The sequence below is a fragment of the Brucella sp. IR073 genome (assembly GCF_049065735.1).
Classification (GTDB): domain Bacteria; phylum Pseudomonadota; class Alphaproteobacteria; order Rhizobiales; family Rhizobiaceae; genus Paramesorhizobium.
Genome location: NZ_JBAKHD010000014.1, coordinates 1 through 24,409 on the forward strand (window position 1 = coordinate 1; position 24,409 = coordinate 24,409).

The following is a 24,409-nucleotide window of genomic DNA, read 5'->3' on the forward strand; positions in this document are numbered from 1 at the left end:
ACCTTCTATGTCGGTTCGGGCACCCAGACCCGTCTCGATCTCTACATGCAGTGGAATGGCAAAAACCTGCCCCGCGCCTCCCTCGCCTTCGCCGACAATGATCCCTCGGCCAACGCATCCCTGACGGCCCCCACCATCAAGGAACTGACGGGTACGGTCCTGAACATCCCGACCGGCTGCCCCATCATGCCCTTCAAGGTCAACCTTCCAACGGACACGACCCTGCGTCCCAACGACAAGGTAGCGTTCATTCTCAACGACCGGATCGTCTATAATGGACGGGCCGAGCAAGCGCTTCCCAACGCCGATGGCATCGATGTCGCCTATGCCACCCTCGACGTCTCGGGCGGCACCAACAAGCTGATCTATGTCGCCTATAACGGCGCCTGGAAGCAGTCGAAGCCCCTTTCCTTTACGGCGCAGGGCACACCGCAGACCGGACCGTGCAACATCAGCGACCGGCCCCTGCCGGCACCGGCGATCGATATGGTTTCCCCTTTTCAATCGGTCACGCCAAGCAAAGTCACTCCGGTCTTCGAGGTCTATGTCGACGCAACCAACCTCAAGGAAGACGACGAGGTCACCCTGTTCTTCTATCTGCAGGGCAACGACGTCCTCTCCGCGCAGATGGGGAAGGGGGCTGTCACAATACATAACGTCGTGCCGGTGACGGAATATACTCTCGAACCGACATTCTTGGACATAGACGCTAATATGTGGACCCCCGCCCGCATCTACACCCTGCCGCAATGGGCCGTCGCCGGCTATGCCAGTGCAACCACCGACACCGGTCCGACCGGCGCAGGCATCATCCAGATCGATTACATGGTGGTGTCGAACGGCAAGACAACCTGGTCGAAAGTGGCAAGCTATACGCTTAACTCGACGATCTGAATAGCGCAAACTGGGCTGCCCCTCCACCGGAGGAGCAGCCCGAACTATGGGAAATGACTGGCTCAGCTACCAGCCCCGGCGAGAACCTGCAAACGCAATGGGTGAACGGTCTTAGCATTGGGAACACTATCTACGATATTGACCGGCACAGGGGCTCCCCAAGACGAGGAAAGCAGTCAGGTGGCACCACTCGCAACACATGGCGCTACCAAAAGCATTACAAGGGGACCGGCACTGAAACGGCAAGCGGACTTTGCGGATCGAACTCCTCCTGCTCGTGCACAAGGCCCGTCTGCTCGATAACCGAGGCAAGCTCTGCGATCGCGCTCTCCGTCATATCGCCGCCGACGTGATTTGAGCCTTGCGCCTTCGAACCGGCCTGCCGAAGAAGATCCGCATTCATCATATGTGGGTGCAAGCTTACTCCGACGGATGCAAGATGTTGCTCGATGTAGCGGAAGATGCGGACACCGCCCGCGTCCATATCTCCCCAATGATAGGTCGGCGCGTCGGCCTGTCCGGCCAGCCTCAAAATCGTCTCTAGCGCCGGCCGCGAGGGGAAGCCGCCCGAGTAGATCACCAACCCACCGTCGCTCTGCCCGATCTCTCGGACATAGCGCACAAAGGAGGCGAAGTTCTCAATCGTAAGCAGGTAGGCCGGCCTATTATGCAGGTAGATCCGACCGGCGCATTCGGTCGGCACCCCGACGAACGGCATTTTCGGAAATGGCTGCTCGTCCAACGCGATGGAACCATGGATGAGCACGGGCTGAGGAAGGCGTTTGATACCAATGCTAGCAAGCAATTCTTCAGTATTCAGCGCAGCTTGTGTCTTCCCCATCGGGATGAGGAGCGAGATCGCTGCCGCCACCGGGCCAAGATTGCGTTCAAGCGCCTTGCTATCGCCTGACGCCAGCCTTGAAAAAGTGCGAAAATCCACTTCATTTCCAGGCGGTTCGGCAAGGCGTTCGTATATGGCCCCGGCCAGCCGAAGGACTTGACCGAACGTTCTGCCCTCCCCCGGCCCGATGCCTATATATGAAGACTTACGGCTCCAGGCAGAAGCGGCTTCATCGATCAGCCGCGCCGCACCTTTTGGCAAGTCGTCCCGCTCACGCAGCATTGCGAGAGATTCCGCCGCCAATTCGGGTGCTGGTCGCCGTGCAGCACGCCGATAAAGCACCTCTGGATTCTGGAGCTTCACGCTCTTTATCGCACGCTCCCATTTCGGACCGGTCCATAGGATAGCGATTCCGCCTGCATCCTCGATACTGACAAGTTCTTCTTGGAACGCATCGCTCGCATTGACGCTCAATCCATCCAGATTAACCGCCGCTGTCCAACGGCTTGCATCCGGATTCTTCTCGTATCGGTCGAGCAGGTAGTCGATCAGGGATGAAATATCAGAAAAGCTACGATGACTCATTCCGCGGCTTGAGTCTCCATGTTCAGGCGCGCCGCCAATTCCTCATCAGTCGCATGTTGCGGATTGACGGCGCGCATCTCCCGACGAACCCGGTCTTTTATCCTGATGGATTCCGCCGCCGAGACATCGCCGCTACGGAAGACGTCGATGATATAATTCAAATTTTCATATACAACGGCACGTTTCTCGGTCGGCGCGGCAATCACCACCTGAAGTCCGATTTCGTGATAGAAATCCAGCAATGTTCGCTGGTTCGGACCATCCATCTTGCTGAACGCCTCGTCAAAAACGGCAAGTCCCATGCCGATACCGGCATGATCTTCCGAATGGCGTGTACCATGATAAGCGCCGGCAAGCGCCGCGCCTATCACCACATAGAATGGTACCTGCCGTTCGGCCCCGCTTGCCACGCCCCGACGCCGGTCAAAGCTCGTGGTGCGATTGGCGACCGCATTGTGAATTTTCAGATCGTAGGTAAAATAATTCTGATAATCCTGAAAGACTGTGAAATCGAAGGTGTCATCCGCAAGCAATTGCTCCACCTGCCGAATGGCTCTGGCATGCCGCTCGTCCCGAGACTGTGCTCGCCCGAACAAAGCGTCGAGTACGCTGTCGTCGGTTTCGCTATCGCGCACAAGTCGATGAAGATCCTCGAACTCTTGTTTGACCGAGGTTTTGAGACTGTAGGTTTCTCCGTGAAGCGGGCGAGACCGGAGCGTTTTTGCGAGCCTGTCCATCTCCGCTTCCATTTGTCCGAACCGGCTGTTCAGCTCATGAATGAACGTGGTTTTGAATAGCAGCGTGACGCGGCTCGCTGCTTCCTCAGCTTGCTCCCGGTAACGGATGAGTTCGTTGCCTTCGAGTGTGGCAACGCCTTCCGTCACCCAGGACTTAACAGTGGTATCGATCGAGGCTTGCGCATAACTTTCCAGCGAATCCGGAAAATTTATCGCATAGCGGCCCAGCGCGGTCCTGATATCGTGCTCCAGTTCTCGGTGTTCTTCCCGCGCATCACTGGCACGCTTGTCCATATCGGCCGCAATTTTAGCGGGCAAGCGCGGTTTAAGTGCGGAATAACGCTTCCGTATCGATTGGAAGTGCGATACCGAATACACCTCCTTCTTGAATTGGCGGCGGCGATGTGCCAAGGCGCGCCAAGCGCCGGGCAGCATCTCACCTCCCCCCAGTTTTTGCTTGATCTGTTCAATCTCTGTCTTCAGCGTCGCGCAGCCGGTGAGAAGTTCATCCCGATCTTCATTGAGACTCTTGATCATTTGCGTTGCGCGCTGTTCCGCTTCCATAAGTTGCGGATCCATATGCGATGCAACCCTTTCAAGACGTTCACGGGTTTCAGCGCGCCGCTCGGCAAGCTCACTGTAAGTGGATGTGATGGTTTCCAGCCTGTCCTTATCAGCGACCGGCTCGGCACACTGTTCGAGCCGGCGCAAGACATCCTCAAAAAAGCGTTCCTTCTCATGATGGACTTGCAATAAGCTTGTGCGTTCGTTGATCTGCTTTTGCAGCGTCTCGATCATGAGTGGCGCGGCAGCACGACCGATTTTCAGCCCTTGGGCGCGGCGTATTTCCGTGACGAGGCCATCATGATAGGCCCCATCAGCCATGACAGCCCGGCCTGCGGAAAGAAGCTCGTCCTGGCTCTCAGCGAGATGAACGTTTCCAATTCTGAAGACCACGAACGCCATCGCCAGCGGATCATCACTGCGGAGCATCGAAGCCAGTGTTCCGGGAGCTGACGTGGTCGAGCGAGACTGAAGTTTACGGGTGTTTGCGACCCGGCAGCCAGGATAGTCACTCCTGCCGCGCCTTAGAATTTGGGTTGCGCGGTAAGCATGATCGGGATCGACGATCACCGTCTCCCGGTCGCGCCCGAGCAGCGCCTCGACCGCATCGCGCCAATGTTCATCGACCACTTCCGCAACCTCGCAGAGCGTTCGTGGCCGCATTCCCTCGCGATAGAGAGCTTCCATGAATCTCACAGTCGCAGAATCAAGAAGAACCTTTCCTTGCCGTGCGGCTTCGAGCTGTTCGCTGTCTCGTTTTATTTCACTGTCGATCACCCTTTTCTGGTATATCGCATCATCGCGTTGCTGCGTAACTTTTTCTATGCGCGAGCGGGCTGCATCCGCCACAGCAGCAAGCATTGCCTCCATGCCCGCGGGATCCCGGGGCCATTGGGGCGGCGTCACGCCCCGGCTGGCTTCCTCGACCCGTTCCAGCGCGCGAATCAGCTCTCCCGGATTGATAATCGCAAGCCGGTCACGCAATGTGAGCAGTTGCACGGCTCTGGCAGCGGAAAAATACCTTCGGCCAAGCCTCTCCATGACAGCCGCACTCTCACGTTCGAGATCTTTGATCTGCCTCTCGACCTCGTTTCTCTGGGCCTGCGCCCCGCTTGCCGCCAGTTGCCGCCGTATCGATTCCCGTGCCTGTTCTTCCCGTTCTATTTCTTCCTTGACGCGGTTGAGTTCGGCTTGCGTGTTGCGCAGCTCGTCCAGCTTCAGCCGCTTATCCCGGATGTTCCCGAGAAGAGCGCCCAGCGCTTCCACAAGCAAGGCGGTCTTCTCAACAGCGCGGCAGACTGCCTCCTCAGTCACAAGCTTTATGAATTCCTCGATCTGAAGACTGATCGCCTGCAGCGCGTTCAGGCGTTCCTCAAGATTGCTGATCGTCTTTTTGATTTCCTGATAGCGCTGGATCGAGTCCCGCAGTTCCGCTATGTTGATCGGGTTCGGTTCCAGAAGATGTTTCTTGACGAACTGCTCGACCGACGACATGTCCGCAAAGGAAAGCGCTGCAACGAAAGTGCGGATGAACCGTTCGGGATCGCCGCGCAATTTATTCGTAAAGAGCACGCGCATATATTCACGGATAAACGTTCTCACGTCGTCCGGCGTATGAAGACGGCCGTCAGACGAATTACACGCCTGCTCCAGCCGCCGCTTCACCACACGCCACTCTGCCGGTCGTGATTCCCCATCCTTCCCGTCGATCAGCATTCCGGTGTCGAGCCGGACGCCATCGGCGACGAAACGCCCCACTACTTCCGCCGATTGCCCACGCAACGCCTCAATCGCAAGCCCCAGCGTGACTGGCCGACGTTTGCCATCGGTGTCCTCGAAGACCAGCGCGATGTAGCTTCGTGCATCGGGCCGAAGGAACGTATCGTCGTTGAGCTGTCCAAGGCAATATCCGGCAAGGGTGCGCTCCGACCGCTGACCACTCTCACCCGCCGATCGGTTAAACCGATAGAACTTTGACGAGCCGCCAGCCATGACCGCCTGGATCAGGTCGATGATCGTCGACTTTCCCGCCGCGTTCTTTCCGAGAATCGCCGCATCGCCGGCCAAATCAAGGTCGGCGCGCACCATAAGATGCCAATTGATGAGGACAATTCGTCTCAGTTCGATCATGCTTCGCCCCCCGCAGTCGCCTGCTCCTTCGCCTCCTGGGCAATCACGGTGGCGCTTGAAAGAAGGGCTTCAAGCGATGCGACGAAATCATCCCCGGCGACCGTGGCGACGAGCGCGCGGATATCGAGATCCATGTCCTGTGCTTCCGGATCTAGTGTTCCCAACCGCACCAGCGCGCGCTTTTCCAGCATTTCGAGCACCTCACGGAAGACCGGCGGGGCCAGACTTGCGCGGCGTGTACCGGCGACGATTTCCTGATAGGCTGCATAAGCCTCGTTCAGGGTCGTCCGCACTGTGCCTTTGTCTTCAATCTCTCCCAGTTGCAGCGCTTCCTCCCAAAGGCGGCGCATTACGAGCAGCACCACCGTTTCGTCGGTGCGCATCCGTGGGAGTGATATCCGCTCCGGGTCCGGCAATATCCCCACCCACCCTTCGGTTTCGCGATGGACTAGGCGATATCCTGCTACCTCGAAATACGCTTCTACCAGCGCCTTCAGCTGCGGACGATGCAGCGCCTCCAGAAGCGTGAGGGACCCTCGGTCCTCGGCATGGACAAACTGATCACGCATCAGACGTGCAATCAGCTGCGTAACCCGCTGGAAGTCGCGAAAATTGGTATCCTCCAGCGCGGCGAACTCAAGAAGCATGCCCCATCTCCAATGCAATGCTGCCGTCGAGGCGTTTCACAATAAATCCTGGACAGTCCAGCCAATCATTGGAAACGCCTTGCGCATCATCACGAACGAACTCGAAGCGCCCCCGCAACGCCATCGCCAGCGTGGAGTTGTCGTCCATGCCAAGGCCGCCAGCAACCAGCAACCGCACCGCTTCGAATGCAAGGAAATCGTCCACAGTCTCGATGGTCAAGGATGCCCCGGATATTTCGCCATGCGGGGGCACGCGCCGTTCCAGAAACCGGCTCACCTTGACGGGTGAGATGATAAGGCGGTCGAGATATGCCCTTTCCAGCAGACGGCGTAGTTCCATGATCGGGTCGGGCGGTGGTAGCGAAAGATCGGCTTCCGACACCGCAGGGCGCGCACCGCGCGGTTTCGCCAGTAGGTCAGACGCCAATATAGGAATGCGCGGCTCAACCAGCCCGCGGATCGGCACTTCCCTGATACGGCTCACTATTACGTCGTCCAGGCTCCGGATGAGATGCTCGCTGCGCTGAAGAAAACTTGTGCGCCGCCCGGCATACCGAACTACATTGCGCAGCCTTGTCTCAAGCCTTGATCGATGCCGCTGAATAGCCTCAAAAGCTTCCTCGATGCGCTCGAAGACCCGGCGGATGCTTGAAATGTCCTCATAGACAAGATCACGCGCCGCCGCGGCATTCACCACCAGTTTTGCTTCAAGATAGGCGTCCGCGATGGCTGCCGTATCGATGCTGGAGTCCTCAAGTTGATCCAGCATGGTGAGGATGGCGCGGCGATGGCGATAAGGGTGAGCGGTGGTCGTAATGGCAGTGTAGTCGCGTAGAAGCATCTGCTCCACGAAATCTTCGAAATAGTGCCGCAGGCGATCTGCGAGCGTTTCGGAGGAAAGAACCTGACGGTCGATGTCCCTTAGCGCCGAAAGCACACTGCGAAGATATCGTCCGAAGGCTGCCGCGTCACGCGCCGCCTTGTTTAAGCCCAGTGCGTTCTCCGCCGGCTTTTCCTCGACGGCGCGTATGGCATTACGAACCTCAATTACAAGGCCGCCCAGTTGCTCCGCCACGCCTTCCTTGAGCGAGCACAGGAACTCGGCCAGCCGCATCGCGCCGGACGGCATCTCCACGGTCGTCTTCAGCCCGTAATTGGCCTCATCCAGCCATCCGGTCTGCAGCATCCTGTTGTAGATATGCCGGCTGCGACTGATGGCAATCCCGGTCGCCTCATCGTCCACGCCCTCGACCCTGCGCCGCCGCACCCGTCTACCCGTTCGCACAACGAGACGATCCAGATCGACCGCGGCCTCCTCCTCGGCCCACAGACCAGGCTCGCGGCTAATACAATTGTAGATTACATTTACAACCTCCGCTTGAGTGGGAAAAAGCAGGTCAGATCGATAAAGACCATTATAGACCGCAAGGATCGCCCGTTCATAGAGCACACGATTACCCCCGGAGAATAATGTGAATATCTCCGGTCCAAGCTGGCCGAATAACCGCGAGGAAGACATATCCGCCGACAATGTAAAAGCAGCCCCCGCCAAGAATCACCCTTTCCCAAGAGAAGCTTGACGAAAAAATCTGAGGCGTCAAGGACACCTCTCCAGGATAATAGCGTCTGGAAAATCACGCCTTAGCTGCCGCGGCCGTGTATATTATCCACGGTGAGCCTGATTCCTCGAGTTTGCGAAGAAGTTCTCCATGAAAGGAGGTTTTACATATCTCGATCGAGCGGCAGAGGCTTGGTTTGATTACTTCTTTTTAATCTGTAGCTTTCAACCAATCAGCACTTGAAGCAATTTTCGCGGTGCCATCGAAGAAAATGCGGATGGGGCCTCTCGAAAGATCGTGACGGCACGATCGCTCGTCCAGTCTTATTGATCAAGTTTCGAATGCTCTCTGGATCGTTTGCCTGCCGCGAGATTAGAATATCAAGTTCATCCGAGAGGCTGATTAACCCTCGATCAAACATCCAGTGCGCGGTGCCTGAGAGGGCGATACCATTGGTGAGAATGTCAGGGCCATTCGCCTCAACCGGCCTTATGTGAGCAGCGTCGACTTCCGCACGCCCTCCACCGTTTATGAGCTTCAAACCGGTGATCGCGCAGCGCTTGTCGTATGCCTGCAGCACGAGTCGTCGAAACAAGCGGTTACGGACGATCCGCGACGAGAGTTGCGCGACGCGATCACGCTCTTGCTCAAAGATGAAGGGCGCCTGTGCTTCTTCTTCAAAGCCATCCGTAGGGAATACGCTATCTGGTTCGGCCAACCGAGGCAGTTCAGGCTCGTGCTCATCCAGACCGATCGACACGATCCGGTTGAAATCCGCCGCTGAAACAGGTCGCACCGCCGCTTGGGCCCTCCCCGAAATCCGTCCCTCCTCATTCAAAACACCGCGTTCAATGACACCATCCGGACCGCTGAACGGCACGGGATTGATGAAATCCAAATAGCTGCCTGGTTCGATCAGCGCCAAATACATTCCAAATGCCTTCGGATCCGGAATGACCTGGGCGACTTTAGCCACAGCGAAATAGCCTCGTGTCGCCGCGACCTTGCTCGGCTCATAATAGACGATCCAATCGCCCACGCAGGCTTGAACGCGGCCAAGATATTGGCGCGGGAACTGATATTGTTCCGCCGGGCTGTCGTCGTAAATCGAATCGGAACGATGAATGAAGACCCCGAATCCCATGTTCGACGCTTAACACGATAAGACCTGCTCAGGTATGGCAGCTGCGGCTCGCGCAAGCCGAAATCGAGCGGTTTAGAGTTCGTTTACCGCATGGCCTTAGCAGGCCACGCCCTGCATCTGTGCAGGAAATAAGAACTCAAGGCTGCCATGAGAAACCAAACTGATTCAACACTTCATTTTCAACGCAAGATCTCAGAATTCTGCGATGTCCGCGTCGCGCCGTTGGTCTCGAAGCGAGCGTTGGACAACATCAAGCCATATCTCGCCAGCCTGATCATCTATCGCAAACACCCACCCATGCGGACCAGCGGCATGGATTGGCAGTCGATCTCTGATGCCTGCGGTCTTGGAGACGAAATGACGGCAACGCTCAAAAAGGCGTTGCGCCCTGGTCTTGAAGCGATCAAGCGCTGGATCGACAAGGAACGGTCGAAGGACGATGATCTTCCCTCCCGTACCGGGATAACCGAAAAGCCGACCAATACTTCACGGGTGTCAACCGCTCGACCAGGTAAATCCGCCCCTCCCCGTCAAACGCCAGCGCGGGCCACGAAGGCAAAGACCGGTGTGGCACCAAAGCCGGTTGAAGAATTTCCGAAACCGCTCTTCGATTGGACGGATGATCCGGCTGAATTTCAGCATGCTTTGATTTATCATATGCGCCGGCACGGAGACACGTATTGGCATCTCCATCGCGCCGTGATCGGTGAGAACAGGACGTTCGATCGCACGACACTGTTAAGCTGGACGAAAGGCACCAAAGTGCCACGGTCGCTCGACAGTTTCGATATCCTTTCCAGGATCGAGCGCCGCTATCGCCTGCCAAGCGGTTATTTCAAAGGGAAGCTGCCCCATCAATCCCGTTCGGCTTCGGGGCATGACGTCGGAAGCGATATCGGTGCCGCCGAACGGCGCCGGCTCGCCTGGCATCTGCCGGACGATTTCAATAATCTGCCTTTCAGCAAACGTGAGGAAATTCTGGAATGGGTTCGCCGGGTAATCATCTCCGGCTCCACCGATTATCGGCGCTTTCAGGCAGTAGCAACCAGACAGCGATACGCCATCCGGTTTCCCGGCATTTCCTATGGTGGTACGCTCTCATCCCGATCCACCACGGGCGCGCTCGATTATAATGACGACGCCGACGACGGTACGATCGAAGATCCTGATCTGCTTGCCGGCGTTGTCGATGCCCCTCCCCGGCTGGCAATGGAAATGGCAAACCTGGTCCGTTTCAAGACAGCCACGCTGACGACGCTCGGATTTCAGCGGAACGGCGTGTGGGGCGAAGAGACGGCCTCGCAAAAGATCGAGCATCTCGGCCTGATGTTCGGTGCTTTGGCGGCATCGCCAAAAAGCGCTGTTAAAGGGTATGGAGTTCCGCTTGGCCAGTTGACCTTCGGCCTGCTCGTCTTCCCAGGCATTTGGGACTGGTACCTGCAATGGCGCGAAAGGCGCCGCGGCTTTTATACCAAATGGGAAGAGGACATGTTGAGTGTCCTCCTCGGCATGGTACGGCCCGACACTGGCTGGATGTGGCAACACCCGGAACTAGTCGAGAATGTGAAACCGATACCAGGCTTGATCACAAGCGCCGAGATTGCAATCGCCCAGAAGGATTGGCACGCAGCTTGCGATGTTTGCTTCAGGCATGCCTCACAGCGGTCGAGGGAAATTCAGCGGGTGGCGCGTATTCATCGCGATCCGTTCGAACCAATCATGTGCATTCTCGAGGCGGAAAGCCCACTGGCCGAATACCGCAAGATCACGGATGAGATCATCAAGCGCATGCCCGACGAACATCGATATCCTCGTGCGGCGGCCGAAGCAGTCCGATCGTTCGTGATGCTGCGCCTTGGACTTCATCTCGGCCTGCGCCAGAAGAATCTTCGCCAGTTGCTCGTGTGCCCACGCGGTCACTTCCCAACATCGGAACGTCGGCTGGAAGACATGAAGCGTGGCGAAATCCGCTGGAGCGAGCGGGACCGGGGCTGGGAGGTGCTGATCCCTTCCAACGCCTTCAAGAACGCCAACTCGTCGTTCTTCGGCTCCAAACCGTTCCGGCTCATCCTTCCAGACCTCCAGGATCTCTACACATACCTCAACGCCTATATCGAACGCCATCGCGGCGTGCTGCTGGCTGGTGCCGAGGATCCGGGCACGCTGTTCGTTAAGACGGTGAAGACGACAAGCAAGGATGCATCTTATAATCAAACGACCTTCTATGAGGCTTGGCGGCTGGTGATCCAGCGCTACGGTATTTACAATCCTTATACCGGCCGCGGCGCCATCAAGGGACTGCTTCCCCACGGGCCGCATAACGTCCGGGATGTTCTGGCCACCCATATCCTGAAGCTGACGGGCTCCTATGAACAGGCGAGCTATGCAATCCAGGACACACCGGAGATGGTCGCCAATCACTATGGCCGTTTCCTGCCACAGGACAAGGCTGCGCTCGCAGCGCGCATTCTCAATCAGGTCTGGGAGGCAGCATAATCCGACCGCTGCGCTTCTGGCGTGCATGAATTTTTAATGAAAATACTTGCACAATCCGTCCTCTGCCCTATCTTGAAGATCAGGTGACAAAACATGACCAGATTGGACGAACTGAAACAGCATCTTATCCCGGGTAAGGTCTATCGCAGGGGGGACCTGACACGATGGACCGCCTCTGTGGATCGGGATATCAGGAAGTTGCTGGACGCCGGCGATCTGACAAAGCTGTCCGGTGGTGTCTATTTGCGCCCGAAAACCACCAGCTTTGGACGCGCTCCAGCCATTGACCGCGATCTCGTGGAAGCGTTTCTTAGGGATAAGCGTTTTCTGCTGCTGACGCCGAATGCCTACAATGCGCTCGGCGTCGGCGCCACACAGCTTTATAACGAAACCGTTGTGTACAACAGAAAGCGCCATGGCCGCTTCAGGCTTGGCAACCGGGTCTATGATTTCCGGATGAAGCCCGAGTTTCCAGCAGTCGCAACGAAAGAGTTCCTGCTGGTCGATCTGGTCAATAATCTCAAGCGGCTTGCCGAGGACGAAACCCAGATACTGGAATGCGCGAAGGCGGTGGCGAGAGAGCTCGATCCGAATGCCTTGCGGCAGGCCGCTGAAGACTATGGCGGCGTGCGTGCGAAGAAGTTCTTCAAAGACGTCTTCGCCGAGATGGACGCTGCGGATGGCTGATTATCTGCACCGGCACCCGGAATTTCCAGACCTGCTTCGCATCGTCGGCGAGGAAATGGGTATTCTCCCTGCCCTCGTCGAGAAGGATTACTGGATCATGCATTGCCTCTTCGGCCTGAAGCAGGCTGGTTATTCCTTTGAATTGAAAGGCGGCACATCCCTCTCCAAGGGCTTCGGAATTATCGACCGCTTCTCCGAAGACATCGATCTCCGGATAAATCCGCCTGAGGGAATGACAGTCGGCGTAGGTCGCAATCAGGACAAGCCAAAACAGATCGAAAGTCGGCGGAACTTCTATGACAGGCTCGCCGAAGAAATCTCAATCGACGGAATAGTGAGCATCGAGCGGGACCATGCCTTCGACGACGAGAAGTTTCGAAGCGGCGGGATCCGCCTGCATTATCCCGCCGCAACCTCCGACGGAACCGATCTGAAGGAAGGCGTTCTCCTGGAACTCGGGTTCGATGATGTCACACCGAACCGGCCGGTCGACATCAGTTCATGGGCATACGATTTCGCAGCCGACAAGTAGACATTATCGACAATCGCGCGCTCGGCATCGCCTGTTACCATCCCGGCTATACGCTAGTGGAAAAGCTACAGACCATCTCCACGAAATTCCGCAAGCAACGGGAAACCGGCGAATGCCCCGCCAACTTCCTGCGCCACTATTATGATGTCTATGCGCTCCTCGGGAATAGCGAGGTTCTCGAATTTCTCGGCAGCGCCAGCTACTTCGCACGCACGCTTGTGGGTGAACACGCCGAATGGTTGCGTGAGCGGGTAAAAAGCGACAAATGCACTTACGAGGTCTGGCTGCCGAATTGACGGCCCGCGGCCTCAAAACGGACCCGCGTTCGGTGTGGATGTTTTGAAACGAGCCGCCATCCAGCGTGATGCCGCCCGTTCCGAGCTGGCCGTCAGAAGTGGCCGCGATTGCGCCTTCCTTGATGATGGTGCCGCCGGCATAGCTGTTGCCGGCGTTGGTGAGCGTCAGCGTGCCGGCGCCCGTCTTCGAAACACTGGCGCTGCCGCTCAGCACCGAAGATACGCTGACATTATTGCCGTTCGTATCGAGGGTCAGTCCGGCCCCGGTGATATTGATTTCGGTGCCGGTGAAGCCCTTGATCAGGTCCACATTGTTGGCGAGCGCCTTGATCGTGCCGCCGTTAATTGTAACCTCAGCATCGCCCGCGCCGCGTGTCAAACTGCCAACTTCCAGTAAGCTGTTGCCCGTTATACTCACCGTGCCCTTGGGGTTCCATGCGTTTGCTTGCCGTCCCAACATCATCTCTTGTTTGACACTGACAGTTCCGCCGGCCTCAATATTCAAAGTGCCCAAACCAGCGTCGCCAACTACGAATGCCTCAGTTGGGGTACCGCCAACCGGATTGGTAAATGTATTGACCCACTTCGAGTTGGCACCCGTTACGGTTACGATGCCGGACACATTGGCGTTTAGGCCTAGGACAGAAACGTCAGAGTTAGTAAGGGAGCCGCCATTCTGAATGGTCAAGTATATGAAGTTTTTATTTAAGGCAACGTATGTGGAGAGGGCTTCGGCGGCCACTCCGCTAAGCAAAATCGGGTTATTCGTGGTGTAATTGAGCAAGGCTATCTTGGTGCTGTCCGGCACGCCATTGTTCCAGTTGGCTGGTGGATCATTTTGACCGAGAGCAACCGCTTTGCTTGGCCTGGACCGGATATTCAATCGCTTGATACCGAGAACGGCTATTATGGCGCTATCCCTCCGACGCTCTTCGAGAAAGTGAAGAGCAGTTTCATAGAAACCGCCAAAGTGAGCAATCATATGAACCTGGGGCTCATTCACCCCCCAAGCCTAATGAGGCATTAAGCGGGGTTATTCGTCACTTGTCCGAGCCTGTGGGCTGGGGCGTGTTTTCCATCCCGACGAGGTATGTATTGGTGATCGAGGCGGCACCGAAATTGTCGTTGCCGGGTGTGGTGGCTTCAATCTCGTTTTTAGCGTCCTGCTGGAGCTGTGATGGCTGGATGGTAAGATTGACGATCCCTTTCGAAGGATGCTGCGGCTGGCCGATCTGCTCGCCGGTGGTCTTGTTGGTGATGGTCACCAGCAGATCGTCGGCCGAGTGGTTCTGCGCAGTTGCCGGCGACAGCGTGACGGTCAAGGGGAGATCCTGGTCGGCCTCCACTGCCGTACCGTCCGCCGGCTGCATGCTCATCTGCAATTTCACCGGTTCGGCCGGCGCCAGGGTTGTCGTCGTCGTATCGCTGGCGGCAAAACTCAGATCGCCCCGATAATTGGCATCGAGCGCGTGGGTGCCCGTGCCGACCACGGTGATGCCGGTTGCCGTCGCCGTCGAGGTTACGGTCGGCTGCGATAGTGCAACGGTCACCGTGCTGTCTTCCATATTGGCAGTCGCCAAATCGGAGAAGCCGTCATTGTCGAAATCGCCGCTCGCGAGGGCATTCGGCTGCTGCCCGGGCGTCACCTGCGCGCCGACATTGAAGGTAAACGTCCCACCTCCGAGCCATATCTGCAGGAGACGCTGGCTGGAGGAAGCGACATCAACGAAGGCGACGCCTAAATCGGTCAGGCCGTCGCCATTGAAATCCCCCGTCGCTATGCGGGTTTCCGCATTCGGTATGCTGAGAGTAAGTGTGTTTTTCTTGTCGAATGCGCCGGAGCCGTTGCCCTGATAAACCTGGATCACGCTATCCGTGCCCTCGCCGCCATTGCTGCCGAGAGCGAAATCCAGATATCCGTCGGCGTTGAAGTCCGCCACCGCCAATGACTCGGGATAATAACCCGCCGTCACTGGCAATGGCGGCTGAAAGGTGCCGTCACCATTGCCGATGAAGGCCTTTACAGTGCCGTCGTGCTGGTTGGCCACGATCACTGATGGATGATTGCCAGAGCCGAAATTCCCCACCGCGATATCTTGCGTGTACGCTCCCGTTGGGACGGGATCGCCTTTTTGCGCGAAGCTGCCTGTTCCCTTACCGAGCAGCACCATCATGGCGCCGGTCTCGTCGGACTTGTTCGCCGTGACCGCCACGTCCAAAATGCCATTCTGATCGAAATCGCCGACCGCCATATGGCTTGCCGTATAGCTGGTGTCGGTGAAGGGAGTGCCGACCGGACTGGCAAACCCAAAGCTTCCCGTATTGGAAAGGAAGGCCGAAATCTGCGCACCATTGGCGACAGCTACGTCCGTGCGACCGTCATTGTTGAAGTCCGCCGCCAGCACGGCGGCGGGCGTTTCCGAGACAGGCAGCGTAGCAGCCGGCGCCGTGGTGAAAGTTCCTCCCTCTTGGCCCAGATAGACGGTCGCGTTCTTATCGGCGGAGTTAGCCACCACCAGATCGGGCCGTCCATCCTGATTGAGATCCGCGACAATGGCATTATTCGGTGTTTTGCCGGTCGACAATGTCTGCGACGTCTGAAGGTTCATTCCGGTCTGGGCGCTTTCGGACAGCGTTACGCTGGTAAGTTTATAGTTTTGATTATCGGTATCGTGGATATCCACATTGCCACTGGGCACAAGCTCGGCCGTCGGCGGCACGATGCCGCTGACGCTAGCCGTCAGATCGAATGGGCCTGTCTCGCTGGAAGGCGGGCCCAATACCGTCGTGGTGGCATATTGCCCCGTCACGGTCAGCAGCTTGGGATCCGAGGTGGCCGACGGCTCGGCGGTGGTTCCGGCGAACTGGGCGACATATTGGTAGCTGCCCAGACCGCCGAGACCGGGGCGGATGGTCAAGGTCGCCGTTCCATCCGGCGCTTTGAGCTGCGCCTCTCCGATGCGATTGATGTCGGTGCAAAGCTTCGCCCCGTATAGACAGAAATAGACCGTGCCTGTCGTCACAGGTGTATTCCCGTACGTCACTGACGCCGTCAGGGTCGCGGCATCACCGAGATCGACTCGCGACGGCGTGATTGAAAGGTCGACTGTCATCGTAGCCGGCTCGAGATAGGCGACGGTCACGGTGTTGCCGACAAGATCGGCGGTGGCGATATCCGTATATTTATCGCCGTTGAAGTCACCGGTGACGATTGACCACGGCCAACCGCCCGGCTGGTACTGGGTAGTGTGTGTGAAATGCCAGCTTTTGTCACCAGTCCAGATTTCCACGAGTGCCGTGTTTGCTGGATCCGACTCGATATATTCTGCCATGGCGAGATCAAGGTCACCATCTGCATTAAAATCCCCCACGGTGACGCTCATATTCGTCCCAGTCGGCGCGTTGTCCGTCGACGCCCGCTGCGTGAAATTGGTACCGCTGCCATCTCCCTGGTAGACGACCACCGTCGATTTGCCGCCCGTGTTCGTATTCTTCAAACCTGCCGCGAAATCGAGGTAGCCATCTCCATTGAAATCGGCCACGGCTACGGTTTGCGGGATGTAGCCATTGCCCGCGGGAATACTTTTAGGATTTGGCTCGAATGTTCCGTCGCGCTTTCCAAGCAGAATCCAAATCTTGGAGCTGTTGTCGGGAACGATGAGATCGAGCTTTCCATCATTGTTGAAATCGCCGGTGGCCATATTAGCGGCATATTGGATATCGGCAATTCCGATGGGGACTGGGTCGCCATAGGGATGGATTGCGCCGTTCATCGGCCACACTTGCAGGCTGGACCCATGCGCGACTGCGACGTCGGTTTCGCCGTCATTGTTGAAGTCACCCGCAGCAAATACTCTCATGTCGGGCACAGGAGTAAGCCCAAATCCAAGATAGTCGACGAATTCTCCATTGAGGTACGGCATGTACCAGATCCAGCTTTGCCAGTTTAGGCCGACAGCAAGACCGTTATTATCCACAATGGCCATTGGGAAGGCGTTGGGGAAATAATTGTCCGGTTGCGACGGCTGGAATTTGCCATCAGGGGTGCCGAGATATGCTGCTATGACTGTGTGTCCGGCGCTGGTGTCGTTGCCTGCTGTTGCTATGTCAGTGATTTGATCATTGTTTAGATCGCCCACTGCAATTGGATACGGACTAGTGACGGGCAACTGGACCAGATTGACAGCGATACCCTTTTTCGATGCGCCCGTCGTCGCCGCGGACCCGGCGGCCTCGGTTGGCCCGGATGCAATCGTCAGCTCTGTTTTGGCCGGAATGGGTTCATCGGCGAGCGCCTGACTGAAGCAGACAAGCGGCAGCATCAGGCTTGCCCAGCGCATCGCCGTCCGAGTGCTTCCTTCGCGCCGCGCGAAGGTTGTCGCCATGACTCTAATCAGGAACTTTAGGATAATAAATGAATACGTATAGTAAACATATAGAGGTATGTGCCGCAAACCCATAATATAACCCATGATATTTACTCTTTTAAGAAAACTTGCAATCAAATCCGGACCTTCGCCTTCCACCTGCTCATTTGCCTCCGCCCGATATTGTTGAGGAGGCTTTTCCGCTAATCGAAAGCATTCCAGGAGGCGAAGATTTTATAAAAATCGAGCAATCCGCCCCGCAAAAGCGGTAGAGGATATACAAACGTATCAAGTGAGTTCGGCTATACACCTATAACTTGATTAAGTCAATGATATTCAATCATTGAGGGATGACTACCACTTCACCTTCATCCCCAAATTCCCGCTGAGCCTGTAGCTGTCGGCGAAATGCTCGAGGCTGGTGTCGACGGTGACCTCGCCATAGAGCGCGTATTTGCCGTCGGCCCAGCTATAGGTGCCGCCGCCGCCGATGCCGCCCCAGTAGCGGTCGTTCTGCGTGGCGAAGGCCACATCCGCCACGACGATCTTGCTCGCCTTCTGGAATTCGTAACTGAGATTGGCGATGGCATAGAGATTGGCCTGCGTCAGCCTTCCCTGTTCGTCGCGCCAGGACTGGCCGTAATCGGCAGCCATGCCGAGCCGGCCTTTCAGGCTGTCGCTCTGGTCATGCCGAACATGTGCGCCGAACGTGTCGCGGAAGCCCTCGAAATCCACCGCCGACCAGGTCAGCTGCGCCTGCGGCGTCAGCGTCCAGTTCGGTGTGACCGCCACGCGCTTGCCGGCTTCGAAGCTCAGCGCATAGCCGAAGCCGTTGATATCGCTGGCCAGCGAGCGATGCGCGGTGTCCGAGGTCAGGTCGTTGGTATAAAAGGTCGTCTGCGCCACCGCATCGGCATAAACGCCGTCATCGCCATACCAGGTCAGCGTGCCGCCGAAGCCATAGCCATTGGCGTCGACGCCGCCTTGGCCATGCACCGAGCCCATGGTGGCCTTGGCATAGCCGTAATGCATGGTGAGGCCGCCGATGACGCTGCCCATCGCCGTCTCATAGAGCTTGCCGTCTATGCCGGTCTCGAAGCCATAGGTGTTGACATTGTAGCGCGTGGCGCTGGTGGAATAGCGCGGCTCAAAACGGCCATGCGCGCCCTCGATCCGGCCCCAGACATAGGTGTCGGTGTTGATGTCGGCGCCCGCCTCACCGGCCGGAGCCGCGGTGCCATCGCTGTCACCCTCGGCGACTTTCGCGTTGGCCGCGCCGCTCCAGTAGCGGTTGCCTACGCGCTGGCGCAAGGTGCCGACCGCGTTCAGTTCCTGCAGCACCGAAGCATAGGCCTCGTAGACCGACACGCCGGCCTGATATTGCGGCGGCGGGGGCGGGTTGCAGTTGGGGCCGGTGCAAGGCGGCGGATTGATGGAGACCGAGCGCAGATACCAGTCGCTCTCGCTGATCGCCGCATTGCTGGTGTTGCCCAGACCGTCACTCCCCTTGAAGAGGCGGTAGGCATAGGCACCGGCGACAACCGCCGGCTGGTCATGATAGGTGTAATCGCCCTTCAGCACGAAAGTGCCGCCCGATGTGCCGTCCACCTCAACGACCTTGATGCCGTCCTTGGTCGGCGCGCCGCCGCCGCCGACATTCTTGACCGCCAGGTTCGAATTACCGGACGTGCTGCCCTTGACGACCAGCCGGTCGGTCTTGGAGTTATCGCCTTCGAGCGCGGCCTTCAGATGGACGGTGCCGTCCTGCCCGGTGTAATCGCCCTTGACGGTCAGCGTATTGCCGAAGGTGTTGTTGTTGTCGAGGCCGCTCAGCCGCACATCGCCGGCATTGGTGAGCGCACCCACGGTTTCGGAGAAGTTATTGGCATCGAGCGTGGCGCCCTTCACGACCGTGAAAGCCGAGGCTGAACTGAACGCTCCGGCTTTGCCGGCCTGCAGCGTACCCTTCTGGACCGTTGTCGCGCCGGTATAGCTGTTGGGGCCGGAAAGCACGGTCATGCCTGTGCCGTTCTGCTGGACACTGCCGCTTCCGCCGATGCTGTTGGCTGCCGTCAGCGTGTCCTCGCGGTCGAAAATGAGGATGCTGTCGGCTCCGGCAAGATTGATGGCGCTGCTGCCGAGCGTACCCGTCTTGCCGCCATTGCCGATCTGCAGTGTCCCCGTCGAAATAGTCGTCGGGCCGCTGAACAGGTCGTTATTGGCGGTAATCGTAGTGGTGCCGCCGGCAATCTGCTGCAGCGCGCCGGTGCCGGAAATCACATTGCCGATGGTCAAGGCATTGGCATTATTGAACGCCAGAACGCCGTTGCCGGTCACGTTCACCGTGCCTGTTCCAAGATTGGCGCCATCATTCAACTGGATCGTACCGGTGGTGATGGTGATGGGGCCGCTATAGCCGCTATTGTCGTTGGCGAGGATCAGCTTGGCCGCCCCCGTCTTGTTCAGTGCGCCGGTGCCGGAGATCTTGCCGGAAACTGTGAGGTTCTTGTCGGTCTGCAATGTGTTACCGGCAACGTTTTGTATAGATATATTGTGAGAGGTGTCGAGCGTCACTTCGTCTGTGTTTTCGAGAGTCCCGCCCTGGAGGGTGATAGTGCCGGTGGTGCCAAGATTGTTGGCATTGGATATCGATAGTACCCCTCCCTGAATCAGCGTGCCGCCGGTATATTTGTTGACCCCGCCCAGCACCAGCGTACCGCTTCCGCCCTTTACCAGCTGCGTGTTGGCGTTCGCTTCGACAAGCGGAACATTGACCGTCGCGATCATACCCCTGGAATTGCCACCATCGCTGACGGTGATCTTGAACTGCTGGGAGTTTGACATCGGCCACATCGTCAGCACGTCATTCGGGTTGCTCGGATCGTTTGCCTCCAAAGTATAGCCGGAGACACCGAACTGCAGGCCTACAGCGTTGATCGCGCCCTTGCTCGAGTCGAGCTTGACCGTGCCGGGCTGGGACGTGAATATTGCGAGGGACTTGTCCGTGTACTGCCCTTTTTGATCCTGTATCGGATCAGTCCAGTTTGAATTTCCCGCGGGCCCCTGCCAAATGCCCGAGCCGCCTTCCGTTCCAAGCGCGTCGGGAGCCCAGACGTTAAGGGTCTCATTGCCGGGGACGTATAGCCGAACCTCGTTGCTTGTATATTTGATCGCGTCCCTAGTCGATGGGAGGGTCACGTTGAATTGACTGTTCGGATCCACCGACGCCGCCTTGATGAGGGCGTAGTAGCCTGGGCTGAGCGTTACAGCAGTCGATACAACCAGATTCGCTTCCGTATTCGGGGCGATGTTCAAAGCGCCGCCGACATTGATGGCCAGTTCGTCATGATCGCCGGTGGGATTGTCGCTATAATTGAATGTCGTGGTGGAGCCCTGATTCAGATTGAGGTCCCCGGTGATGTGAAGCGTTTTTACGTGGCTTTGCGGGTCCTGCACCAGAAGGTGGCCCTTGTCACCGATCGTAACCTTGTTGTTGATCTTGCCGTGGGTGTCCGGCAGCGTGCCGTTATTGCCACCGGTCAGTGTGCCTCCATCGTGAACAGTGACAGCCGAGTCGATGCTTCCCAGGATATTCAGCGTGCCGTTGTTACCGCTCACATCGGCGATGGATTGGCTGGCCCCGGTCTGGACTCCCAGGATGATCAGCGTTCCGCCGCTGACGCTGGTATCGCCGGCATAATCGTTGTCCGCGGTCAAAGTGATGGTGCTGCCCGCGCCCTTTTGCGTCACCCCGCCGTTACCCGAGATCTTGCCGCCATAGGTGTAGCTCCCCGACGTCTTGCCGAACTCGAGTGTATTCCCGGCATTGCTCAGCTTGATCTTGCTTTGGTTGTTGCTGTCCGCGCCGAGCGTGCCGCCGTCATTGATCTGGAGATTGCCCTCATCGATCTGCAGGGTGCCGGCAAAATTGCCGTTCGCGCCGGTGAGAATGAGGTCGCCGGTGCCGCCTTTGGTCAGCGTCTTGCTGCCCTGCAACTGGTTTGCCCCGTTCAGAACCAGGTCGGCGCCGGTGTTGATCGCACCGTCAGTGGTGAGCTTGATCGGTCCGCTATAATTTACCGCAGCGGTTGTCACGAGGGTGGCGGAAGTTCCGCCGCCGGTGACACCCGTGTTGAATTCAACACCGCCAGTGCCCAGATTGTTGCTTGAACCGATGGAAACGGTCCCGCCGCCGATGGTTACCACGCCTCCATAGCTCGTATTGGTGCCGCCGAGCGCCAGCGTCCCGGCGCCGATCTTCGTCAGGCCGGCAGTGGCGCTGCCACCACCGAGATTTCCGCTCAGCGTCAGCGTGTCGCCACTGTTCTGGACATTGATGATGCCGCCCGTGCTGAACGTCACCGTCTTGTCATAGGCGAAGCCGCCGGTGGCCAGCAAGGTCGCGGTCGCCCCCGAGCCTTGGCCGGTCGTATCGAACGTAATGCCCCCGGTACCGAGATTATTGGCTGCACCGACTGAAACGATGCCGTTGGCGATGGTCACGGCGCCCGAAAAACTCGTGTCGTTGCTCGTACCTGTCAGCGCCAGCGTCCCGGTGCCGATCTTCGTCAGGCCGGCTGTAGAGCTGCCGCCGCTGAGATTTCCGCCTAGCGTCAGCGTGTCGGCGGTGTTCTGGACATTGACGATGCCACCCGTGTTGAACGTCACCGTCTTGTCATAGTTAAAGCCGCCGGTGGCCAGCAAGGTGGCGGTAGGACTTTGCTCGGTGGTCTTGGTGGTATCAAAAATGATGCCGCTGGATGCCAGATTGTCGGCCGCGCCGGCCGACAGGACGCCGTTGGCGATGGTCATCGTGCCGCCATAGCCGGTATTGGTGCCGCCGAGCGCCAGCGTCCCGGTACCGATCTTGGTGAGGTTGCCGGATTGGCTCAGCGCTCCGCCCAAGGTTAATGTGTTCGTACTGCTGACACTGATCGTGCCGTCTGTATTGAACGCCACTGCCTTGTCATAAGCGAAGCTGCCAGTGGCCACCAAGGCCGCGGAAGGGCTATGCTCGGTGGTCTTGGCGGTATCGAATGTGATGCCGCCGGTGCCGAGATTACCGGCTGCGCCGACGGAAACCGCGCCGTTGGCAATGAACGTCACGCCCGAAAAATTCGCGCTGTTGGTAGGGCTGGATAAAATGAGTGTGCCGGCGCCGATCTTCGTCAGATCGCCGCCCCCGTCTATCTGGCCGGAAAGGTCGAATGTCCCGCCCGTATTGGCGATTTCGATGGTGCCGTCGCCCGACATGGTGACTGGGCGGCTCGTCCCGGTGAAACTCCCGGTGACTTGCAATTGTCCGCCGTCGAAACTCAATTTGGAGGTAGAGGCACCCAGATTTCCATTGTCGGATACCGACAAAATGCCGCCCTTCAGCGTGGTGCCCCCCGAATAAGTGCTTTTTGTGTTGGTCAATGTCCAGGTACCGGTGCCCACCTTTTCCAAGCTCCCGCCCGTTCCGCCGGCTATACCGCCATCCTTGATGGGGCCATCCAGCGTCGCATCGAGGTTGTTTCCGCCGACACTAAGCAACTTGCTGCCGAGATAGACCGGGCCCTTGCCCTCCAGGGAGCCGACACTCATTGCGTAGTTGTCAAGCTGGGAGATATCGAAGCCGGGTGCGGTTTCGGGTACGTTGAGAATGAACCGGGCGGCGCCCCCATTTGCGTCGGCACCGAATTGCGCCGTGCCCTGGCTGCCGATTATTGTGATCGTCGCGTTGTCGGCGGTCGCTTCGGAACCCGTATCAACACCGCCACCACCACCAAAGGGCGCCAGTCCAATGCCGAAAAACACCTGCCCCACGGTAATTGTGGAATTTCCGGCCGAGCTTTTGTCCAAAAATATTACCGTTCCTGCCTTGGCGGCCGGATTCGGGAGATCATCGAAGGTGATGGTGGCGGTACCAGCCGTGCTGGTGTCGTCAAACAGCATCGCTGAGTTCGCGTCGACGGTCACGACTGCATTGTCCAGCGTAGCGTCTCCCAACATCTGCAAATAAGTAAAATTTTTGTTCAGGTCGGTGCCCGTCAGATTGAAGACCGGTTTATAGCTCGACAAATTCTTGATCCCACCACCGGTAGTGCCTGTGTAGCCTAAACCGTAATCGCCCGGTGGGGATGCCGTCGCCGTCAGTTTAAAGGTGAAAGCCGGCGCATCGGCATTAAACGTCATCGACTGGGCGCCCCAGGCATAGATATCCGTGACGATTGTCGTGTTCATATTCGACGCCCCCTTGTCGAAGGTCACCGAGTCGGTGCCCGTATCGTTCGGAGCCACCCCTCCCGTCCAGTTCGTGCCGGTATACCACTTGTTATCCGTGGTTCCCAACCATGTTAAATCAGCGGCATACGAAGAAGACCTTCCTGTGAGAGTAATAGCCAACACCAGGCACGAAACCGCGCAAAGCCATTTCAATCGCGCCCGCTGGCGCGGCGCGGGAACCTTAGGGCATCCCGCCCTTCGGTGGAGACAGAACCTTCCCCTCACGCCATTGCCGTGCTTCATGCTCCCCTCTTTCTCCATAATACGATTTTCCAGCCGGCATGTCCCGCAGCCTGCAGGAGCTAGAATATGAGTATTATTCCGTAATATGAGAATTAATATTTAAAAATTAAAGTATTACAATGGTGTCTAGAGGGAGACGGCACTTTTTTATAAAATACTTTGACATTTACTTGTATCACTTCTTTTGCAATTCTTGTGCGCAACTGTGATTAGAGTCTGTCAGAAATTCACTGAAGCACGGCGGGATAACGCCTCGTCCGCCGTCCGGCCGTCATTCTCGGGCTTGTCCCGAGAATCTGCCATAAGAAAATCAAAACAATTACCGTTCAGGCAAACCATGACGTCGCAGATTCTCGGGACAAGCCCGAGAATGACGGCCCAGGGAGAACCGTTTCCGATTATCTCTGGCAGGCTCTAAGG

General features: G+C 57.6%; 12 protein-coding genes and 1 pseudogene. 5 read left to right on the top strand and 8 right to left on the bottom strand.

Annotation, left to right across the window (positions count from 1 at the left end; translation table 11 throughout):
• Positions 1 to 894: hypothetical protein (locus ACOWVG_RS18475; RefSeq protein ID WP_420963832.1), on the top strand; the 894-nt coding region annotated here is incomplete at its 5' end.
• A gap of 217 nt (positions 895 to 1,111) precedes the next feature.
• On the opposite strand, the gene ACOWVG_RS18480 is transcribed toward ACOWVG_RS18475, so the two are convergent.
• The 5 genes from ACOWVG_RS18480 to ACOWVG_RS18500 form a co-directional block, all read right to left on the bottom strand.
• A complete protein-coding gene (locus ACOWVG_RS18480) occupies positions 1,112 to 2,320 on the bottom strand; it encodes a Wadjet anti-phage system protein JetD domain-containing protein (protein WP_420963834.1) in 1,209 nt (402 codons plus the stop codon).
• A complete protein-coding gene (locus ACOWVG_RS18485) occupies positions 2,317 to 5,751 on the bottom strand; it encodes an SbcC/MukB-like Walker B domain-containing protein (protein WP_420963835.1) in 3,435 nt (1,144 codons plus the stop codon). Before ACOWVG_RS18485 ends, ACOWVG_RS18480 begins: the two co-directional genes overlap by 4 nt.
• Positions 5,748 to 6,398 carry a DUF4194 domain-containing protein gene (locus ACOWVG_RS18490; RefSeq protein ID WP_420963836.1) on the bottom strand — a complete coding sequence of 217 codons (651 nt, stop codon included), beginning with the start codon at positions 6,396 to 6,398 and terminating at the stop codon, positions 5,748 to 5,750. The genes ACOWVG_RS18485 and ACOWVG_RS18490 overlap by 4 nt, the downstream gene beginning before the upstream one ends.
• Positions 6,388 to 7,917, bottom strand: a complete 1,530-nt coding sequence (locus ACOWVG_RS18495; protein WP_420963846.1) for a Wadjet anti-phage system protein JetA family protein — start codon at positions 7,915 to 7,917, stop codon at positions 6,388 to 6,390. The genes ACOWVG_RS18490 and ACOWVG_RS18495 overlap by 11 nt, the downstream gene beginning before the upstream one ends.
• 272 nt (positions 7,918 to 8,189) lie before the next feature.
• Positions 8,190 to 9,101, bottom strand: a complete 912-nt coding sequence (locus ACOWVG_RS18500; RefSeq protein WP_420963837.1) for an HNH endonuclease — start codon at positions 9,099 to 9,101, stop codon at positions 8,190 to 8,192.
• 147 nt (positions 9,102 to 9,248) lie between these two features.
• On the opposite strand from ACOWVG_RS18500, the gene ACOWVG_RS18505 reads away from it, so the two are divergent.
• The 4 genes from ACOWVG_RS18505 to ACOWVG_RS18520 all read left to right on the top strand — a co-directional run bounded on the left by ACOWVG_RS18505 (position 9,249) and on the right by ACOWVG_RS18520 (position 13,112).
• Positions 9,249 to 11,597, top strand: coding sequence for a hypothetical protein (locus tag ACOWVG_RS18505; RefSeq protein WP_420963838.1), 2,349 nt, complete (start codon positions 9,249 to 9,251; stop codon positions 11,595 to 11,597).
• A gap of 93 nt (positions 11,598 to 11,690) precedes the next feature.
• Positions 11,691 to 12,284, top strand: coding sequence for a hypothetical protein (locus tag ACOWVG_RS18510; RefSeq protein ID WP_420963839.1), 594 nt, complete (start codon positions 11,691 to 11,693; stop codon positions 12,282 to 12,284).
• Complete coding sequence (locus tag ACOWVG_RS18515) at positions 12,277 to 12,816, top strand: nucleotidyl transferase AbiEii/AbiGii toxin family protein (RefSeq protein ID WP_420963840.1); 540 nt, start codon at positions 12,277 to 12,279, stop codon at positions 12,814 to 12,816. Before ACOWVG_RS18510 ends, ACOWVG_RS18515 begins: the two co-directional genes overlap by 8 nt.
• On the top strand, positions 12,786 to 13,112 hold the full coding sequence (locus tag ACOWVG_RS18520) for a nucleotidyl transferase AbiEii/AbiGii toxin family protein (RefSeq protein ID WP_420963847.1): 327 nt from the start codon (positions 12,786 to 12,788) through the stop codon (positions 13,110 to 13,112). Before ACOWVG_RS18515 ends, ACOWVG_RS18520 begins: the two co-directional genes overlap by 31 nt.
• A gap of 112 nt (positions 13,113 to 13,224) precedes the next feature.
• On the opposite strand, the pseudogene ACOWVG_RS18525 reads toward ACOWVG_RS18520, so the two are convergent.
• From ACOWVG_RS18525 to ACOWVG_RS18535, 3 genes and pseudogenes are all read right to left on the bottom strand, one after another.
• Positions 13,225 to 14,094: pseudogene (locus tag ACOWVG_RS18525) on the bottom strand (autotransporter-associated beta strand repeat-containing protein); the annotation flags it as partial.
• Between the two features lie 58 nt (positions 14,095 to 14,152).
• Positions 14,153 to 17,497 carry an FG-GAP-like repeat-containing protein gene (locus tag ACOWVG_RS18530; protein ID WP_420963841.1) on the bottom strand — a complete coding sequence of 1,115 codons (3,345 nt, stop codon included), beginning with the start codon at positions 17,495 to 17,497 and terminating at the stop codon, positions 14,153 to 14,155.
• A 336-nt stretch (positions 17,498 to 17,833) separates the two neighbouring features.
• Positions 17,834 to 23,812 carry an autotransporter outer membrane beta-barrel domain-containing protein gene (locus ACOWVG_RS18535; RefSeq protein ID WP_420963842.1) on the bottom strand — a complete coding sequence of 1,993 codons (5,979 nt, stop codon included), beginning with the start codon at positions 23,810 to 23,812 and terminating at the stop codon, positions 17,834 to 17,836.
• Positions 23,813 to 24,409: the final 597 nt, after the last annotated feature.

Coding starts and splice junctions, on each gene's coding strand:
- ACOWVG_RS18515 (WP_420963840.1), top strand. CDS start 12,277: ATGGCTGATTATCTGCACCGGCACCCGGAATTTCCAGACCTGCTTCGC.
- ACOWVG_RS18510 (WP_420963839.1), top strand. CDS start 11,691: ATGACCAGATTGGACGAACTGAAACAGCATCTTATCCCGGGTAAGGTC.
- ACOWVG_RS18490 (WP_420963836.1), bottom strand. CDS start 6,398: ATGCTTCTTGAGTTCGCCGCGCTGGAGGATACCAATTTTCGCGACTTC.
- ACOWVG_RS18500 (WP_420963837.1), bottom strand. CDS start 9,101: ATGGGATTCGGGGTCTTCATTCATCGTTCCGATTCGATTTACGACGAC.
- ACOWVG_RS18530 (WP_420963841.1), bottom strand. CDS start 17,497: ATGGCGACAACCTTCGCGCGGCGCGAAGGAAGCACTCGGACGGCGATG.
- ACOWVG_RS18480 (WP_420963834.1), bottom strand. CDS start 2,320: ATGAGTCATCGTAGCTTTTCTGATATTTCATCCCTGATCGACTACCTG.
- ACOWVG_RS18485 (WP_420963835.1), bottom strand. CDS start 5,751: ATGATCGAACTGAGACGAATTGTCCTCATCAATTGGCATCTTATGGTG.
- ACOWVG_RS18520 (WP_420963847.1), top strand. CDS start 12,786: ATGGGCATACGATTTCGCAGCCGACAAGTAGACATTATCGACAATCGC.
- ACOWVG_RS18505 (WP_420963838.1), top strand. CDS start 9,249: ATGAGAAACCAAACTGATTCAACACTTCATTTTCAACGCAAGATCTCA.
- ACOWVG_RS18495 (WP_420963846.1), bottom strand. CDS start 7,917: ATGTCTTCCTCGCGGTTATTCGGCCAGCTTGGACCGGAGATATTCACA.